17 protein-coding genes are annotated in these 16,580 nt (G+C 70.6%); 9 read left to right on the top strand and 8 right to left on the bottom strand.

What is annotated here, in order from left to right:
• Positions 1 to 99 precede the first annotated feature (99 nt).
• Both AB0F81_RS18795 and AB0F81_RS18790 read left to right on the top strand, forming a co-directional pair.
• Positions 100 to 1,197, top strand: a complete 1,098-nt coding sequence (locus AB0F81_RS18795) for a branched-chain amino acid aminotransferase (protein ID WP_360198812.1) — start codon at positions 100 to 102, stop codon at positions 1,195 to 1,197.
• 161 nt (positions 1,198 to 1,358) lie between these two features.
• On the top strand, positions 1,359 to 2,903 hold the full coding sequence (locus AB0F81_RS18790) for an LPXTG cell wall anchor domain-containing protein (RefSeq protein ID WP_360198810.1): 1,545 nt from the start codon (positions 1,359 to 1,361) through the stop codon (positions 2,901 to 2,903).
• Positions 2,904 to 2,951: 48 nt separating this feature from the next.
• On the opposite strand, the gene AB0F81_RS18785 is transcribed toward AB0F81_RS18790, so the two are convergent.
• The gene (locus AB0F81_RS18785) at positions 2,952 to 3,698 is read right to left on the bottom strand and encodes a tyrosine-protein phosphatase (RefSeq protein ID WP_360198807.1); all 747 of its coding nucleotides are present in this window, start codon (positions 3,696 to 3,698) and stop codon (positions 2,952 to 2,954) included.
• A gap of 201 nt (positions 3,699 to 3,899) precedes the next feature.
• Between AB0F81_RS18785 and cimA the strand changes: the two genes are divergently transcribed.
• Positions 3,900 to 5,486: a citramalate synthase gene (gene cimA, locus AB0F81_RS18780; RefSeq protein ID WP_360198804.1), complete on the top strand. Its 1,587-nt coding sequence runs from the start codon at positions 3,900 to 3,902 to the stop codon at positions 5,484 to 5,486.
• Here cimA and thrS read toward each other — a convergent pair.
• The 5 genes from thrS to AB0F81_RS18755 all read right to left on the bottom strand — a co-directional run bounded on the left by thrS (position 5,483) and on the right by AB0F81_RS18755 (position 11,181).
• Positions 5,483 to 6,703, bottom strand: coding sequence for a threonine--tRNA ligase (gene thrS / locus AB0F81_RS18775; RefSeq protein WP_360198801.1), 1,221 nt, complete (start codon positions 6,701 to 6,703; stop codon positions 5,483 to 5,485). The two genes, cimA and thrS, sit on opposite strands and share 4 nt — an antisense overlap.
• 154 nt (positions 6,704 to 6,857) lie before the next feature.
• Positions 6,858 to 7,391: a GNAT family N-acetyltransferase gene (locus tag AB0F81_RS18770; RefSeq protein WP_360198798.1), complete on the bottom strand. Its 534-nt coding sequence runs from the start codon at positions 7,389 to 7,391 to the stop codon at positions 6,858 to 6,860.
• Complete coding sequence (locus AB0F81_RS18765) at positions 7,388 to 8,383, bottom strand: endonuclease/exonuclease/phosphatase family protein (RefSeq protein ID WP_360198795.1); 996 nt, start codon at positions 8,381 to 8,383, stop codon at positions 7,388 to 7,390. Before AB0F81_RS18765 ends, AB0F81_RS18770 begins: the two co-directional genes overlap by 4 nt.
• Before the next feature lie 117 nt (positions 8,384 to 8,500).
• Positions 8,501 to 9,841 (bottom strand): pitrilysin family protein, encoded by a 1,341-nt coding sequence (locus AB0F81_RS18760; protein WP_360198793.1) that lies wholly within the window; start codon positions 9,839 to 9,841, stop codon positions 8,501 to 8,503.
• On the bottom strand, positions 9,838 to 11,181 hold the full coding sequence (locus AB0F81_RS18755) for a pitrilysin family protein (RefSeq protein WP_360198790.1): 1,344 nt from the start codon (positions 11,179 to 11,181) through the stop codon (positions 9,838 to 9,840). Before AB0F81_RS18755 ends, AB0F81_RS18760 begins: the two co-directional genes overlap by 4 nt.
• Before the next feature lie 49 nt (positions 11,182 to 11,230).
• Here AB0F81_RS18755 and arfB point away from each other — a divergent pair, with 49 nt between their 5' ends.
• Together arfB and AB0F81_RS18745 are read left to right on the top strand one after the other, a co-directional pair.
• On the top strand, positions 11,231 to 11,656 hold the full coding sequence (gene arfB, locus AB0F81_RS18750; RefSeq protein WP_360198871.1) for an alternative ribosome rescue aminoacyl-tRNA hydrolase ArfB: 426 nt from the start codon (positions 11,231 to 11,233) through the stop codon (positions 11,654 to 11,656).
• A gap of 45 nt (positions 11,657 to 11,701) precedes the next feature.
• A complete protein-coding gene (locus AB0F81_RS18745) occupies positions 11,702 to 11,914 on the top strand; it encodes a hypothetical protein (RefSeq protein WP_360198787.1) in 213 nt (70 codons plus the stop codon).
• Positions 11,915 to 11,921: 7 nt separating this feature from the next.
• Here the strand turns inward: AB0F81_RS18745 and AB0F81_RS18740 are convergent, their stop codons facing one another.
• Entirely contained in the window at positions 11,922 to 12,863 is a 942-nt protein-coding gene (locus AB0F81_RS18740) for a 3-methyladenine DNA glycosylase (RefSeq protein WP_360198784.1), read from the bottom strand.
• Between the two features lie 220 nt (positions 12,864 to 13,083).
• Between AB0F81_RS18740 and AB0F81_RS18735 the strand changes: the two genes are divergently transcribed.
• The 4 genes from AB0F81_RS18735 to AB0F81_RS18720 are packed head-to-tail and all read left to right on the top strand — an operon-like array spanning position 13,084 to position 15,872.
• The gene (locus AB0F81_RS18735) at positions 13,084 to 13,932 is read left to right on the top strand and encodes an ABC transporter ATP-binding protein (protein WP_360198869.1); all 849 of its coding nucleotides are present in this window, start codon (positions 13,084 to 13,086) and stop codon (positions 13,930 to 13,932) included.
• Positions 13,929 to 14,771: an ABC transporter permease gene (locus AB0F81_RS18730; RefSeq protein WP_360198781.1), complete on the top strand. Its 843-nt coding sequence runs from the start codon at positions 13,929 to 13,931 to the stop codon at positions 14,769 to 14,771. The genes AB0F81_RS18735 and AB0F81_RS18730 overlap by 4 nt, the downstream gene beginning before the upstream one ends.
• Positions 14,772 to 14,795: 24 nt before the next feature.
• The gene (locus AB0F81_RS18725; RefSeq protein WP_360198778.1) at positions 14,796 to 15,038 is read left to right on the top strand and encodes a helix-turn-helix transcriptional regulator; all 243 of its coding nucleotides are present in this window, start codon (positions 14,796 to 14,798) and stop codon (positions 15,036 to 15,038) included.
• A 39-nt stretch (positions 15,039 to 15,077) separates the two neighbouring features.
• Positions 15,078 to 15,872, top strand: coding sequence for a fumarylacetoacetate hydrolase family protein (locus AB0F81_RS18720; RefSeq protein WP_360198775.1), 795 nt, complete (start codon positions 15,078 to 15,080; stop codon positions 15,870 to 15,872).
• Here AB0F81_RS18720 and AB0F81_RS18715 read toward each other — a convergent pair.
• On the bottom strand, positions 15,861 to 16,556 hold the full coding sequence (locus AB0F81_RS18715) for a TetR/AcrR family transcriptional regulator C-terminal domain-containing protein (RefSeq protein WP_360198772.1): 696 nt from the start codon (positions 16,554 to 16,556) through the stop codon (positions 15,861 to 15,863). The two genes, AB0F81_RS18720 and AB0F81_RS18715, sit on opposite strands and share 12 nt — an antisense overlap.
• Positions 16,557 to 16,580 lie beyond the last annotated feature (24 nt).

Here is a 16,580-nt window from a genome sequence, read left to right as displayed (position 1 = left end):
CGGTCATTGTTTTAACGACCGTTCGGGGTAGATTCATGGGGCACTACGGGTGCCCTCGCATGCTTCGATCTTTACTTGCAGAAAGCAGGTCTCCTTGTCATGAGCGGTGGTGACAACCTCGAATTCGAGATCCGTCCGAACCCGGCACCCGTAGGCGACGCAGAACGCGCCGCCCTGCTGGCCAACCCCGGCTTCGGCCGCATCTTCACCGACCACATGGTCACTGTGCGCTACGCGGACGGTAAGGGCTGGTACGACCCGCGCGTCGAGGCCCGCGCGCCGATCCCGATGGACCCGGCGAGCGCGGTGCTGCACTACGCGCAGGAGATCTTCGAGGGCCTCAAGGCGTACACGCTGCCCGACGGTGGCGTCGCGATGTTCCGCCCGGATGCGAACGCGGCCCGGTTCAACCAGTCCGCCGAGCGGATGGCGATGCCGGCCCTGCCGGTGGAGACGTTCCTCCGGTCGCTGCACGAGATCATCGAGATCGACCGGAAGTGGATCCCGCCGGGCGAGGAGGGCAGCCTCTACCTGCGCCCGTTCGCCTACGCGAGTGAGGTCTTCCTCGGCGTCCGTCCCGCCACCGAGTACCTCTACCTGGTCATCGCCTCCCCGGTCGGGCCGTACTTCTCCGGTGGCGTCAAGCCGGTGCACATCTGGGTCTCGCCCGACTACACCCGGGCCGCTCCCGGCGGCACCGGCGCGGCCAAGTGCGGCGGCAACTACGCGGCCGGTCTCTCGGCGCAGGCGGAGGCCGCCGAGCACGGCTGCGACCAGGTCGTCTACCTGGACGCGGTGGAGCGCAAGTACATCGACGAGCTGGGCGGCATGAATGTCTTCCTGGTCTTCGACGACGGCAGCCTGGCCACCCCGCCGCTGACCGGTACGATCCTGCCCGGCATCACCCGCGACTCGGTCATCAAGCTGGCGCAGCGGGCCGGCCGCCGGGTCGAGGAGCGCCCGATCAGCCTCGACGAGTGGCGTGAGGGCGCGGCGTCGGGCCGGGTTCGTGAGGCGTTCGCCTGCGGCACCGCCGCGGTGATCACCCCGATCGGCACGATCAAGAGCGAGGACGGCGAGTTCACCGTCGCTGACGGCGGCTCGGGCGAGGTCACCATGGGCCTGCGCAAGGAGCTGGTGGACATTCAGCGCGGCCGCGCCGAGGACCCGTTCGGCTGGGTGCACCGCGTTCTCTGATCCTCGACGTCAACGGGCCGGGAGACATTGCCTCCCGGCCCGTTGATCTCGTTTTGAGCACGAAGCATGCGCATGCGTGTATCCGGGACCTTCGAAAAATTGAAGAATCCTTAAGATGCGGCTCTCCTGATCTTCGGACACCCCCTCCGGAAGGAACCCGCATGTCCCGCCCCACGGCCCGGCGCCTGTTCGCCGGTTCGGCCGCCGCCATCGCAGCCGCTCTCGCGGTGACGACGCCGGCCTACGCGGCGGCCGATGCCGCCATCGACATCAGCCTGCCCGACATCACCGTCGGGGTGGGCGCCGAGACCCCGCTCGAGCCGGTTCTGCGCGCCGACCGTGAGGTCACGCTCTCCGAAGCCTCGATCACCTACGAGCTGTCCGGCATCACCGGCGTCAGCCTGACCGGCCCGGAGGACATCGGCGGGTGCGAGAGCGCCTCGCCGGCCAAGCTGGTCTGCACCCGGCCGTACGAGATCGACCTGAGCCCGGACGGCGCGGTCGGTTACCTCGCCGCCGTGCTGAAGGCCGCCGACGACGCCAAGTCCGGTGCGACCGGCACGGTGACGGCGACGTTCAGCGCCGCGGGCGTCGAGCCGGTCAGCACCACCGCGGAGGTCGAGGTCGCCGACGGTGTCGACCTGGCCGCCGGCGAGACCGCCGAGCTCAGCGTCAAGCCGGGCGCCACCTTCGACGCCCGGGTCGAGGTGACCAACAAGAGCACCAAGGTCGTCAACGGCGCCGGGTTCTTCGCCTCCTCGGACTACGCGATCGAGGTCGCCGAGCAGTTCGCCAACTGTGTCTACGACGGACGGCGATACGGCTGCCTCTTCGACCAGGACCTGGAGCCGGGCGCGACCTACCGGGTCGAGCTGCCGTACCGCCTGCGCAAGGACACCGCGGCGCCGAGCACCTCGGCCGCCGACTTCCAGTGGCTGACCGCCGACGACTACGCGAACAAGCCGAAGGGCATCACCTCCCGCAAGTCCGGCACCGGCGCGAAGCTCAAGTTGGAGAAGGTCGCCGGCGTCAAGGCGGCCCGCCAGACCGACACCGAGCCGGACAACAACTGGCAGCTGGTCATGGTCAAGGCGACCGGCAAGCAGGGCACGGACATCGCCGCGGTCGGTGACGAGGTGACCGGCGAGGCCGGCGACACGGTCAAGGCCACCGTCGGCCTGCGCAACAACGGCCCGGCGACGCTGGACAGCAGCCGCGCCGGCGAGCCCGCGGGCGTCGCCATCGTCACGATCCCCACCGGTACGACCGTCACCACCGTGCCGAAGGGCTGCTCCCTGGCCGAGGACGACAGCGTCCGCACCGACCCGAAGGCGATCCAGTACGCCTGCTTCACCGACTACGTGCACCCCGCCGGCGAGACCGTCAGCTGGGAGTTCGGGCTGCGCATCGACAAGGTGGTGTCCAACGCGACCGGCGCGGTCGAGGCCAACCCCGCGTGCCAGTGCTCCCGCTTCTCCGAGGACATCGACAAGTCCAACGACAAGGCCGAGCTGATCGTGAACCCGGCCCCGGGAGCACCCGGTGAGGAGCCCGGCGACGGCACGGACGACGGCGGCGAGGGTGGCGGCCTGCCGATCACCGGCCCGCAGGGCACGACGATCGCCGTCGTCGGCGCGCTGCTCGTGGCGGCCGGTGTGGCCGGTTTCGTGATCGCCCGCAAGCGGCGTACCCGCTTCGAGGTGTGACAGAGGTGTGACATCCGGGTGGGCGGGCTCCGGCCCGCCCACCCGGTTTCAGTTCTCGGTCAGCAGGTGGGCGCGCATCGCGGCGATCTGGTCGGCGGTGATGCCGATCTCCTTGGCGTACGCCTCCACCGAACCGTGCAGTTCCCGCAGGTCGTTCAGGAACATCAGCATGGCCCCGGGCGGCGAGTCGAACATGTGCTCGTTGCCGAGGATCGTCTCCGGGTTGTGCTCCAGCAGGTATTTCGTGAGCGGGCGCATCGCCTCGGTGGTCAGCGCGTAATCCGCCGCGATCACCTCGTCCTCGACGCCGAGCAGCGACAGGGTCAGCGCGCAGACGGTGCCGGTGCGGTCCTTGCCGGCCATGCAGTGCACCACGACCGGCGCCGCCTCCGGGTCGGCGATCAGGCGCAGCGAGTCGGCGAGGGCCTCGTGCCCGTCCTCGGCGAAGTTGAGGTAGCGGTCGGCCAGCCAGCGCTCGTGCATCACGTCTTCCGGGTGCTCGATCTGCTCCCAGTCGACGTGCCGCAGGACCAGGTTGCGGTAGTCGACGCCGTGCTCGTCGGCCACCCGGCCGAACTTCTCCACCTCGAACGGTCGGCGCAGGTCGATCACCGTGCGGACACCGAGCGCCGCGAACGCCTCGGCGTCCGCCTCGTCGAGTCGGTGCAGCGAGTCGGCCCGGAACAGCCGCCGCCAGCGCACCGTCCGCCCGTCGAGTCCGGAGTATCCGCCGACGTCACGGAAGTTGTAGGCCTTCGAGAAGGGCAGGTTTCGTGAATACGATTCGGCCACCACGCCCCAAACTTAGTCTCGATAGTTGGAACAGCGCTTCCCGCGAACCCGGTTAGTGGCATGCTTCATCTCGTGACCCACCTCGTGCTCATTATTGGCACCTAGCGCGCCGGCTGACTCTCCGCCGACGCGCAGACCTCCCGCATCCGCGGGGGGTCTTTTTGTTGTTGATGTGGGTGACCAACCCGAAAGGACTCTGCTCCGATGAACTACCAGGTGTTCGACACGACGCTGCGCGACGGCGGGCAGCGCGAGGGAATCAGCTACACCGTCGCCGACAAGCTCGCGGTCGCGCGCCTGCTGGACGAGTTCGGAGTGGGCTTCATCGAGGGCGGCTGGCCGGGCGCCATGCCCAAGGACACCGAGTTCTTCGAACGCGCGAAGACCGAGCTGGAGCTGCGGCACGCGGTGCTGGTGGCGTTCGGCGCGACCCGCAAGGCCGGTGTCGACGTTGCCGAGGACCCGCAGGTGAAGGCCCTGCTGGACGCCGGAACACCGGTCGTCTGCGTGGTCGCGAAGTCCGACATCCGGCACGTGGAGCGGGCGCTGCGCACCACCGGCGACGAGAACCTGGCGATGGTCCGGGACACCGTCCAGCACCTGGTCGCCAATGGACGCCGCGCGTTCGTGGACTGCGAGCACTTCTTCGACGGCTTCCGCTTCGACCCGGCGTACACCGCGAGCGTCGTGAAGACCGCGATCGAGGCCGGCGCCGAGCGGGTCGTCATGTGCGACACCAACGGCGGCATGCTCCCCTCGATGATCACCAAGGCCATCAACGAGGTGGTGGAGCGGACCGGGGTGAGCCCGGAACAGCTCGGCATCCACTGCCAGAACGACACCGCCTGCGCGGTCGCCAACACGGTCGCCGCGGTCGAGGCGGGCGTCAAGCACTTCCAGTGCACCGCCAACGGGTACGGCGAGCGCCCCGGCAACGCCGACCTGTTCGCCGTGGTCAGCAACCTGCAACTCAAGCTCGGGCTGAAGGTCCTACCGGACGGATGCCTGGAGAAGGCGACGCGGGTGTCCACCGCGCTCGCCGAGATCGCCAACATCGCCCCCGACACCCACCAGGCCTACGTCGGGGCCGCGGCATTCGCTCACAAGGCGGGGCTGCACGCGAGTGCGATCAAGGTGGATCCGCTGCTCTACAACCACGTCGACCCGTCGGTTGTCGGCAACGACATGCGGATCCTGGTGACCGAGATGGCCGGCCGGGCCAGCATCGAGCTCAAGAGCCGTGAGCTCGGACTGGACCTGGCCGGCCATCCGGACACCCTGACGAAGGTCACCCAGAAGGTCAAGGACCTGGAGGCCGGCGGCTGGTCGTTCGAGGCCGCCGACGCCTCCTTCGAGCTGCTGGTCCGCAGCGAGCTGCCGGGCGCCGAGGTGGCCCGGCCGTTCACCCTGGAGTCGTACCGGGTGCTGGTCGAGCACCGCGAGGACGGCACGGTCATCTCCGAGGCCACCGTCAAGGTCCGGGTACGCGGCGAGCGGGTGATCGCCACCGCCGAGGGCAACGGCCCGGTCAACGCCCTCGACGAGGCGCTGCGCGTCGCGCTCTCGAACCACTACCCGCAGCTCAAGTCGTTCGAGCTGACCGACTACAAGGTGCGGATCCTGGAGGGCAGCCACGGCACCAACGCGATCACCCGGGTCCTGCTGGAGACCAGCAACCACACCGGCGAGTGGACCACGGTCGGCGTCCACGAGAACATCGTCGAGGCCAGCTGGACGGCCCTCGTGGACGCCTTGACCTACGGCCTGGCCCGCAGCACGGCCCACGCCTAGGCAGGCAGCAGCTCCGGACTGTGTGCGGAGGCGACCGCGGAGATCAACGCGATCGCCTCCGCCTGCGGCATCGGATCGAGCTGCCGGCCGTCGCGCAGCCTGAGCGCGACCCTTGCGGACGGCGCCTCCCGGGCGCCGATCACCGCGACGTACGGGACCTTGCGCCCCGCCGCCTCGCGGATCCGGGCGCCGACCGACCCGTCGTGGGAGACCTCGACCCGAAGGCCGGCGGCGAGCGCGTCCCGGGCGAAGTCCCCGGCCGCCGCATCCTGCTCGGCGCCGACCGGCAGCACGGCCAGCTGCACCGGGGCGTACCAGACCGGGAACGCGCCGCCGTGCACCTCGATCAGGTGCCCGAAGAGCCGTTCCATCGACCCGGCCAGGCTGCGGTGCACCATCACCGGGCGGGACCGGCCGCCGTCAGCGTTCGCGTACTCCAGCTCGAACTGTCTCGGCTGGTGGTGGTCGACCTGCACGGTGGCGAGACTCCACTCCCGGCCGGCCGGGTCGGCGACCTGCAGGTCGATCTTCGGGCCGTAGAAGGCCGCCTCGCCGGGCGCGTCGACGTACGCCACCCCGGCCTCCTTCAACGCGGCCCGCAGCAGCGCTTCGGCGCGGGACCAATCTGCCTCGTCGCCGCCGTACCTCCTGCCCGGGCCGCGCAGGGACAGCTGGTAGGAGACCGGGCCGAGGCCGATCGCGGCATGCGCTTCGCGCATGAGCCGCAGCACGCCGGCGACCTCGTCGCCGGCCTGCTCCTCGGCGCAGAAGATGTGGGCGTCGTTGAGCATGATGGAGCGGACCCGGGAGAGCCCGCCGAGGACCCCGGAGCGTTCCGCCCGGTACATCGGGCCCAGCTCGGCGATCCGCAACGGCAGCTCACGGTACGACCGCCCGCGTGACTTGAAGATCAGTGCGTGGTGCGGGCACAGGCTGGGCCGCAGCACCAGGTCGTCGTCGCCGACGCGCATCGGCGGGAACATGTCGTCGCCGAACTTGTCCCAGTGGCCGGAGAGCTCGAACATCCGGCGTTTACCGAGGGCGGGGGAGTTGACGTGCCGGTAGCCGGCGCGCCGCTCCAGCTCGTACAGATAAGACTCGATCTCGTGCCGGGCGGCCGCGCCGCCCGGCAGCCAGAAGGGCAGGCCGGCGCCGATCAGCGGGTCGGAGTCGAAGAGGTCCAGCTCGCGGCCGAGTTTGCGGTGGTCGACAGACATCGGGTTCTCCTGGAGGTGAGCGGGCGGCACACCTGGGAGACACGACGGCCCCGGGCATGTCGCCCGGGGCCGTTCGTCGCTTCAAGGTCAGCGCGAATCTCCGCCGGGGCTTCCCGGCGTCGTCGTGACCGAACTGACCATCATGCCGCCGATGCTAGGCATCGCTCGGATGCGCCGCCAACCAGTTTTCGGCGAGCAGCTGGAACAGGTAGTGGTCCTGCCACTCGCCGGCGATCCGCAGGTAGCGCGGGGCCATGCCGAACCGCTCGAACCCGTTGCGCTCCAGGACGCGCTGCGACCGGATGTTGTGCAGCAGCGTCGCCGCCTCGATGCGGTGCAGCCCGTACTCGGTGAAGGCGGCGCGGGCGAGCGCCGCGACGGCCGTGCCGGCCACCCCGCGGCCGATGGCGTCCGCAGCCACCCAGTAGCCGAGGTTGGCCGACAGGAACGGGCCGCGCACCACGTTCGCCAGGTTGATCCGGCCGACCACCCGGCCGTCCTCGACGATCACGTGCGGCAGCTGATTGTCCTGCGCCAGCACGTCGGCGATGTGCTGGCGCTGGCCGGCCTCGGTGAAGAAGCTCTCGTCGCGGACCGGCTCCCACGGCTCCAGATGGGCGCGGCTCGCCCGGATCTGCGCGGCCAGTGGACCGGCGTCCGCCAGGGCGATCCGCCGGATCTCGATCATGACGCTGCCGGGACGGTGAGCGAGGCGAACACGGCGCGATGGTCGGATTCGGTCACGTCGTGCACTTCCACATCCCGCACCCCGATCCGCTCGTCGACCAGCACGTGGTCGATGGTCACCAGCCCGTTCATCCCCGCGCGGGACGGCCAGCTGGGCACCAGCCCCTTGCCGACGGCGTCCGCCGCGTCACGGTAACCGGTGTCGATCAGTTCGCGCAGCACCCGGTGGTCCAGTGTCGCGTTGAAGTCGCCGAGCAGGATCCGCGGCGTCCGGCCGGCGTCGGCGGGCAGCTGCTCGCGCAGGTCGGTGCGCCAGCCGGCGAACATGGTCGGGTGGGCCGGGGCCAGCGGGTGCACCGACTCCAGGTAGACCGGTGCGGCGCCGGGCGGCTGGATCGTGCCGAACGCCTGCTGGAACCCGCCGTCGTTGCGCCGCGACCCCGGATCGGTCAGCGGGTAACGGGAGTAGAGGCCGGAGCCGCTCGCGCCGTACTCCGGCGCCAGCTGCTGGTAGGGCAGCAGCTCGGTGAGGCCGGCGGCCTTGAGCGCCTCCTCGCCGCGCGGGGTGAACTCCTGCACGGCGAGCACGGCGACGTCGTTGTCCCGGACCAGCTGGACGATCTGGGCCGGGTCGGCCCCGCTGAACAGCAGGTTGGCGGTCAGCACCCGCAGCTCGACGCCCTCGGTGGGGCCCTTGTCGAAGTCCGGCAGGGCGCGGGGCAGCACACACACCGCCATGCCGAAGGCGACCAGCCCGGCCACCGCGGCGGCGGCCCAGCGCTTGGCGACCAGCGCGATCAGGAACGGGATCCAGGTCCAGGCGGCGACGAACGGCGTCCCGGCGAACAGCATGATCAGCATGCCGCGCTCGAGGCCGAAGGCCCGGCCCAGGAACCAGAGCGCTCCGGGCGCCAGAAGCAGCCAGAGCAGGACGGAGAGGACGATGCGGCGCTTGGCCGGGCGTGTCGCGGGCGGCGCGTCGGTGATCGTCATGGCGGCAAAGTTATCCGGTGGCTGCTAACAGGACGCTGAGAAGGCGGTCCAGCTCACATCATCGATATGGATGGTTTGCCCGGGGTCGCGGCGCGACACGACCCCGGGCCTCCATCGTCAGACCTCGGCGTCGATCAGGTCGCCGAACTCGGAAATGTCCTCCCGGATGACCGCGCCGTCACCCTCCACGACCAGGGTCAGCCCGTCCACGGCGAGGTGGCGTGCCGCGGCCGCGGACACCTGCTCCACGGTCGCCTCCAGGTAGTCGCGGCGCAGCGTCTCGTAGTAGTCGTCCGGCAGCCCGTGCACCACCAGGCTGGCCAGCGCGCCGGCGATCGCTCCGGGGGTCTGCATCTCCACGCTCAGCTGGCCCGCTCGCCAGGAGCGCGCCACCTCCAGCTCGGCCTCGGTGACGCCCTCGTTCTGGGTGCGGGCGATCTCACCGAGGGTGTCCCGGATCGCCGGCCCGGTCACCGCGGTCTGCACGCCGGCGGCCACCTCGAACCGGCCGGACCGGCGGGTCATCGCGTACGACCCGCGGATCCCGTAGGTGTAGCCCTTCACCTCGCGGATCAGGTGGTTGAGCCGGGACGTGAACGCGCCGCCCAGCACCGTCGCGGCGAGCGTCATCGCCACGTAGTCCGGGGTGGCCCGTTCTGGCGCGCGGTGCCCGATGCGCAGCGTCGACTGCACCGAGCCGGGCCGGTCCACCAGCAGCGTGCGGACCCGGTCCGGCACCGGCACGCCGAGCGGCCCCTCCTTCTCCAGCGGTGCGCCGGAGGTGCCGGCGAACGCCGCCTCGGCCAGCGCGTCCAGGTCGAGCGCGTCCAGGTCGCCGGCGACCAGCAGCACGCCGGGCCGCAGCATCCACGACTCGTGGAAGGCGAGCACGTCCTCGACGGTGACCGCGGCGACGCTCGCCGGGTCGCCGTGCAGCGGGCGGGAGTAGCGCCCGTCCGCGCCGAACAGGTCTCGCCGCAGCGCCGCGTCGGCCCGCGGCCCCGGCTGGGCCCAATCCATCCGCAGCGCGGTCACCTCGTCGTCGCGCACGCGCGCGACGTCCGAGGCGTCCAGCTTCGGCGTGCGCGCGGCCTCGGCGGCCAGGCGCACGGCGTCGGTCAGCATCGGTACGGGCGCCGACACCCCCACCCGGAAGGCGTCCCAGTCCACCGACGGGGACAGTTCCGCGCCGAGTCCTTCCAGCGCCAGCGCGTACGCCGCCGAGTCCCGCCGCTTGGTGCCCTCCTCCAGGGACTTGGCGAGGACCGTCGCGGTGCCCTCGCGGCCCTCGGACTCCCGTGCCGCGCTGGCGTCGAGCAGCAGCACCGCGCTGCCCAGGATCTGGCCGGGCAGGTGGGCGGCGACCACGGTGCCGCCGTGCGCGCTGATCCGGCGGACCGCGGGAAACGCGTACGGCCGGGCCGCCCCCGGCTCCGGACGGCTGGTGACGAGGGTCATGCGGGCTCCCCGGGCAGGTAGGTGAGGGTGACACGGGACTCCGGCCGCAGCGTCTCGGCGGCCGCGGCGGTGACGTCGTCCGCGGTGACGGCGAGCCACTTCGGCAGCCGGTCGGCGGCCGCGCCGGGGTCGCCGAACTGGGTCGCGTACCGGCCGAGGGTGTCGGCACGGCCACCCACAGTGGAGACCTGCCGCCACCACGCGGTGGTCAGCAGCGCCTTGGCCCGGTTCAGCTCGTCGGCGGTGACCGGCTCGTCGATCAGGCTCTGCACCACGTCGGCGAGGCCGGCCTCCAGGGTCTCCACGGCGACGCCGTCCTTCGCGGTGGCCGTGATGATCAGCGGGGCCGGCGCGTGCGCCAGATCCACCCCGTAGGACCCGATGTAGTCGGGCTGGGCGATCCGGGCGCCGTCGGCGAGCCGCTGGTAGAGGCGGCTGCCCCGGCCGTTGCCCAGGACCGTGGCCAGCACCGTCATGGTGTCGTAGCCGGCCGTGCCGAACGGGTAGGTCCGGTGGGACAGGTAGATCCGCGGGGCCGGCACGGCCGCGGTCACGGTCTCCCGGGCCGGGGCATCGGCCGGGCCGGGCAGTGACCCGTCCGGGGCCGGCGGGATGTCCGGCACCGTGGCGATCGCGCCGAAGTACTTCTCGGCGAGCGCGAACACCTCGGCCGGGGTGGTGTCCCCGACGACCGTCAGCACGCAGTTGTTCGGCGCGTAGTACTGCTGGTGGAACGCCTTGAAGGTGTCCAGGCTCGCCGCGTTCAGATCCTCCATCGACCCGATCGTGGCGTGATGGTACGGATGGCCCTCGGGATAGAGCAGCGGCAGCAGGCGCAGCCAGGCGTCGCCGTACGGCACGTTCTCGTATCGCTGGCGGCGCTCGTTCTTCACCACCTCACGCTGGTTGTCCAGGGTCTCCTGGGTCAGCGCCGGCACCAGCCCGCCCATCCGGTCGGCCTCGAGCCAGAGCGCCAGCTCGAGGTGCTCGGACGGCATGGTCTCGAAGTAGTTCGTCCGGTCCGGATTGGTGGTGGCGTTCAGCGAGCCGCCGTTGCCCTGCACGAGTTTCATGTGCTCGGTCTTCTTCACGTGCTGCGAACCCTCGAACATCAGGTGCTCGAAGAGGTGCGCGAACCCGGTCTGACCTGGCGGCTCGTGACGGGATCCGACGTCGTACCAGAGGTTGACGCAGACGACCGGTGCGGTCCGGTCCTCGCTGACGACGACACGCAGGCCGTTCGCCAGCCGCGTGGTTTCGATGGGCCACGGATACCCGGTCGTGGCGACCGGTGCGGTTGGTGACGTCACCCGACCAATCTTGCCCTGCCCGCGTCCCATCGATAACCGCGTAGCGCATGATCGTCGGCGGTGGAATGCTGGGGGCGTGCTGGACGACGTACGGGTGAACGACCGCCTGACCATCCCGGCGGCCGAGCTCTCCTGGCGTTTCTCCCGGTCGAGCGGCCCCGGTGGCCAGGGTGTGAACACGACCGACTCCCGGGTGGAGCTCTCCTGGGACCTGCTCGGTTCCGAGCTGCTGCCGCTGATGCTCAAGGAGCGGGCGGTCGAGCGCCTGGGCAACCGCCTGGTGCAGGGCGTGATCACCATCACCGCCGCCGAGCACCGTTCCCAGCTGCGCAACCGGGAGGCGGCCGCGGCCCGGCTGGCCGCCCTGGTCGCCGGGGCGATCGCGGCGCCGCCGCGGGCCCGCCGGGCGACCAAGCCCTCCCGCGGGTCGGTCGAGCGGCGCATCGCGGAGAAGAAACGGCGCGGCGAGACCAAGCGCAACCGCCGTTCCTATCCGACGGACTGATCCAACCGCCTGCGGGACGCGGGTCGGTTTCTGGATACTCGCAGCATGGCGGACTTGACCGAGAAGAGCGAAGCAGAGCTGGTCAGCATGCTGAAGTACGACGCCAGCCACCTCGGCGACGTCGTCGAGGAGCTGAGGTCCGGCTTCCACGGTGACCCGGCGGAAGCGATCCGCCTCCTCGACGACGCGGCGGCCACCCAGCAGGAGAACATCGACATCCTCAAGGAGCTGGCCCGCCGCCGCTCGGTCAACGCGTAGATGAGGCTCAGCGCTGGTTGAAGGGTGCGACCGCCTCGCGGTTGCGGGCGGCGGCCTCCGGGCCGAGCAGCTCCTCGCAGACGCGGATGAGGCGGCTGCGCAGGCCGGCCGCCCGGCGGGCCAGCTCGCGCTGGCGAGCCACATATTCCGCCTTGCCCTCGGGGGTCTCGATCTTCACCGGCGGGTGGCCGTAGGAGGCCAGGTCGTAGGGGCTGGCCTGCATGTCGAGCAGGCGGATCTCACCGGCCAGGGCGAAGCAGTCCAGCGCGAGGGCGCCGGGCACCGCGGGGCCGAGTTTCTGCGCCCACTTGTGCACGTCCATCGCCGCGTGCAGGCAGCCGGGCTGGTCCAGGTCGACCTGGGTGGCCCGGGTGGGCTGCAGCCGGTTGAGCCCGATCGCCTCCGGCGTGAAGAACCGGAACGCGTCGAAGTGGGTGCAGCGGATGGTGTGCTGCTCGACCACCTTGTCGGTGCCGTCCTGACCGAGCCGTAGCGGCAGCTCGTGGCGGTGCTCCGGCTCGCGGTAGACCATCGCCCACTCGTGCAGCCCGAAGCAGCCGGAGAAGACCGGGCGGGACGCGGTCGCGGTGAGCAGGCCGTGGATGTAACGCACGCTCTCGCCGCGGGCGTGCAGGAACGCGTCCACATCCAGCGTGACCACGCCGTCGGGGTGGGTCAGGTAGAACTTCCAGCCGGCGTGCTCGGCCAGCCCGTCGGGCGCCGGGGTCAGACCGGTGCCGACGCCGGGATGCCAGCGGCGCAGCAGCGACGGCCGGGTCCCGTAGTAGTCGTAGAGAAAGTCCTCTATGGCGTGTTTCTCGCCCGCCGTGCGGCGGGCACGGTGGCCCGCGGTCATCTGGTCGGCGCGCTCGGCGTGCGCCCGGGCGAGGGGTATCCAGGTGACCGAGGGCAGCGTGGTGGTGAGCGCCCTCACCTGCTTGATCCCCATCGCACCAATGTATATAGCCAAGGCGATCAACACGATCACCGTTTGGCGCGAATGAGTTCCGCCACGGCGGGTGGTGGCATAGCCATACGTAAGTATGTAGCAGACCTACTACATTCTTGATAGTGTGTTGGACATGAAGGAGACGGTGCTGGCAGGTGTGACCGGAATCGGTCAGGGCGCGCCGATCGACGAGGCGGTCATCGAGGTGCGTGACCTCCGGATGAGCTATGGGTCGAAAGAGGTGCTGACCGGCGTCGACTTCACGGCTCACCGGGGTGAGGTGCTGGTCCTGCTCGGGCCCAACGGGGCGGGCAAGACCACCACGATCGAGATCCTGGAGGGTTTCCGGCGGCGCTCGGGCGGTGCCGTCCGGGTGCTCGGCCTCGACCCCGAGCAGGGCGCCGAGCAGTGGCGCGCCCGGCTCGGCGTGGTGCTGCAGTCCTGGCGTGACCACAGCAAGTGGCGCGTCCGTGAGCTGCTCGCCCATCTCGGGGCCTATTACGCGGCCTATGCGACCCCGCAGCGCCCGCGGCCCTGGCCGGTCGACGAGCTGCTCGACGTGGTCGGCCTGACCGGGTCGGCGGGCACCCGGATCGCCCGGCTCTCCGGTGGCCAGCGGCGCCGGCTCGACGTCGCGATCGGCATCGTGGGCCGTCCCGAGCTGCTCTTCCTCGACGAGCCGACGGTCGGTTTCGACCCGGAGGCGCGGCGCGAGTTCCACGACCTGGTGCACCGGCTGACCGATGTGGACGAGACCACGATCATGCTCACCACGCACGACCTCGACGAGGCGGAAAAGCTGGCCGACCGCATCCTGATCCTGTCCGGCGGGCGGATCGTCGCGGGCGGCTCGGCCGACGAGCTGTCCCGGCAGGTGGCCGGCGAGACGGAGATCCGCTGGACGTGTGACGGGCAGCGGTTCGTGCACTCGGCGGCCGACGCCACCGGCTTCGTGCGCGAGCTGTTCCGGCAGCACGGTGAGGCCATCGGCGACCTGGAGGTGCGGCCCAGCAGCCTCGAGGAGACCTACATGAAGCTGGTGCGGGAGACCGAGGAGGGCGCGCGATGATGCGGGTGGTGGGGCTGGGTCTGCGGCGCGGCCTGATCGAGTTGCGGCAGAGCCTGAGCAGCGGGACCGACCTGTTCGGCTACATCCTGCCCGCGCTCTTCCTGGTGATCGCGCTGATCTGGATGCGCGACAGCACCATTCCCGGCACCGAGTTCGCGCTGGGTGCGCACAGCCTGGTCGGCTCGCTGGCCATTCTCATCGTGATCAGCGGGCTCATGACGATGATGCAGTACCTCACGATGGACCGGGAGGACGGCACGCTGCTGCGGGCGAAGGCCACGCCTCACGGCATGACCGGTTACCTGCTCGGCAAGATCGTGCTGGTCGCCGGGGTGGCCGTGATCAGCTGCCTGTTCGTCCTGGTGCCCGGGCTCTTCCTGGTGGACGGCCTGACCCTGGGCGCCGACGGGGCACTGGTCCTGCTCTGGCTGGTGCCGCTGGGGTTGCTGGCCACCATGCCGCTGGGTGCGGTGCTCGGCGCGCTCTTCGACAACCCGCGCCAGGCGTCGCTGATGATGTTGCCGCTCCTCGGCCTCACCGCGGTCTCCGGCATCTTCTACCCGATCACGGCGCTGGCCGGCTGGGTGCAGGGCGTCGCGCAGGTCTTTCCGGTCTACTGGCTAGGGTTGGGCCTGCGATCGGCCTTCCTGCCGGATGCGCTGGCGGCCGCGGAGGTCGGCGGCTCCTGGCGCCACCTGCAGACAGCCGGTGTGCTGGCGGCGTGGTCGGTGGCCGGGCTGGTGCTGGCGCCGGGCATCCTGCGCCGGATGGCCCGCCGGGAGTCCGGCTCCGTGGTGGCCGCGCGGCGCGAGCGCGCGATGACCCGCATGTCCGTTTGACGGGAAGACCTTCTGAGGGAGCACATGGGCAGCGAGGTCACTTACAACCGGATCGCCATGTTGCGGGCCGAGCGGGGCATCACCCGCCGGCAGCTGGCGGACGCTCTCGGCGTGCACTACCAGACCGTCGGTTATCTGGAGCGCGGCGAGTTCAGCCCGAGCCTGCACCTGGCGTTGCGCATCTGTGAGTACTTCGAGGTGCCGGTCGAGGTGGTCTTCTCGCTGGAGCCGTTCCCGCGGCTCGGTGCGGAGACCCGGTCGGCGTAGATTTCGAGGGGCTCATTCCTTCGAAGAGGGGTAAATCCCGTGCGCTTCGCCCGTTTTGTTCATGCCGGTGGGGTTTCGTTCGGCGTCGTCGAGGGCGATGGCTCCTCCGGCCTGACGGTCGCCGAGATCAGCAGCCTGCCGTTCGAGAAGGTGACCTTCACCGGCCAGCGCTGGGCGCTCCCGGACGTGCGCCTGCTCGCGCCGATCTTCTCCAGCAAGGTGATCGGCATCGGCCGCAACTACGCCGACCACGCGGCCGAGATGGGCAACGAGGTGCCCAAGGAGCCGCTGATCTTCATCAAGCCGTCCACCTCGGTGATCGGGCCGAACGACGCGATCCGCATCCCCAGCGTCACCCAGCAGGTCGAGGAGGAGGCCGAGCTCGCCGTCGTGATCGGCGCCACCGGCGCCCGGCGGGTCGACCGGGCCGGCGCCGAGAAGGCGATCTTCGGTTACACCTGCGGCAACGACGTGACCGCGCGGGACCTGCAGCGCAAGGACCCGCAGTGGACCCGGGCCAAGGGCTTCGACTCGTTCTGCCCGCTCGGCCCGTGGATCGTCACCGACCTCGACGTCAGCGACCTCGAGGTGCGCTGCGAGGTCGGCCGCGACCCGAACAACATGGAGGTGCGCCAGATCGGGCGGACCAAGGACATGGTGTTCGACATCCCCAGCCTGATCTCTTACGTGTCGCACGTCATGACGCTGCTGCCGGGTGACGTGATCCTCACCGGCACCCCGGCCGGGGTCAGCAAGATCGTCCCGGGTGACACGGTGTCGGTCAGCGTGCAGGGCATCGGCGAGCTGCGCAACCCGGTCGTCTCACTCGACTGAGCGCTCGATCCCGTCGAGGAGCAGGCCCAGGCCGTACTCGAAGGCGTCCTGGGCCTCGTCCTCGAAGCCGCCCGCGTTCCACAGGGCGGTCATCGCCGGGTGGGCCTCCACGTCGAACCACTTGTCCCAGAACTCGCCGTGCGCCAGCCACCACGACTCGGTGCTCTGTCCGGTGACCCGCCGCAGCCGGGCGTCCTCGCCGGCCTCCCGGGCGAACGCGTAGACGAACGCGGTCACGGCCACCGCCGCCCGGTTGATCCGGCGGGCCGGCACACCGCGGTTCGTCATGGCCGCGATCATGAATTCGCGCTCCGCCAGCATGCCCGGGCCGAGTGGCGGCCGGACCAGCGAGATCTCGGTCAGCCAGGGATGCCGGACGTACATCTCACGGGTCCGCGCCGCGAACGCGGTGATGTCCCCGTCGCTCGGCAGGGCGCGTTCGGCGAGCGTGTCGTCGACCATCAGGTCGATCAGGTCGGCCCGCGACGGCACGTAGGTGTAGAGCGTCATCGTCGCCACCCCGAGGTCCGCCGCGACCCGGGCCATCGAGGCCGCTTCCAGCCCGTCCGCGTCGGCGATGCGGATCGCGGCGGCCACCACCTCGTCGACGCTGAGCCGGGGCGGGCGCCCGGCGGCCTTGCGCGCGGGCAGGCTGCGGCGCCAGAGCAATGGAAAGTTCGCCATGATTCCGTATACCCTACGGGAACA

This window comes from Actinoplanes sp. NPDC024001, assembly GCF_040638955.1.
Classification (GTDB): domain Bacteria; phylum Actinomycetota; class Actinomycetes; order Mycobacteriales; family Micromonosporaceae; genus Actinoplanes.
The sequence above is the reverse complement of the archived record's forward strand: the minus strand, read 5'-3'. Positions and strand labels throughout refer to the sequence as shown.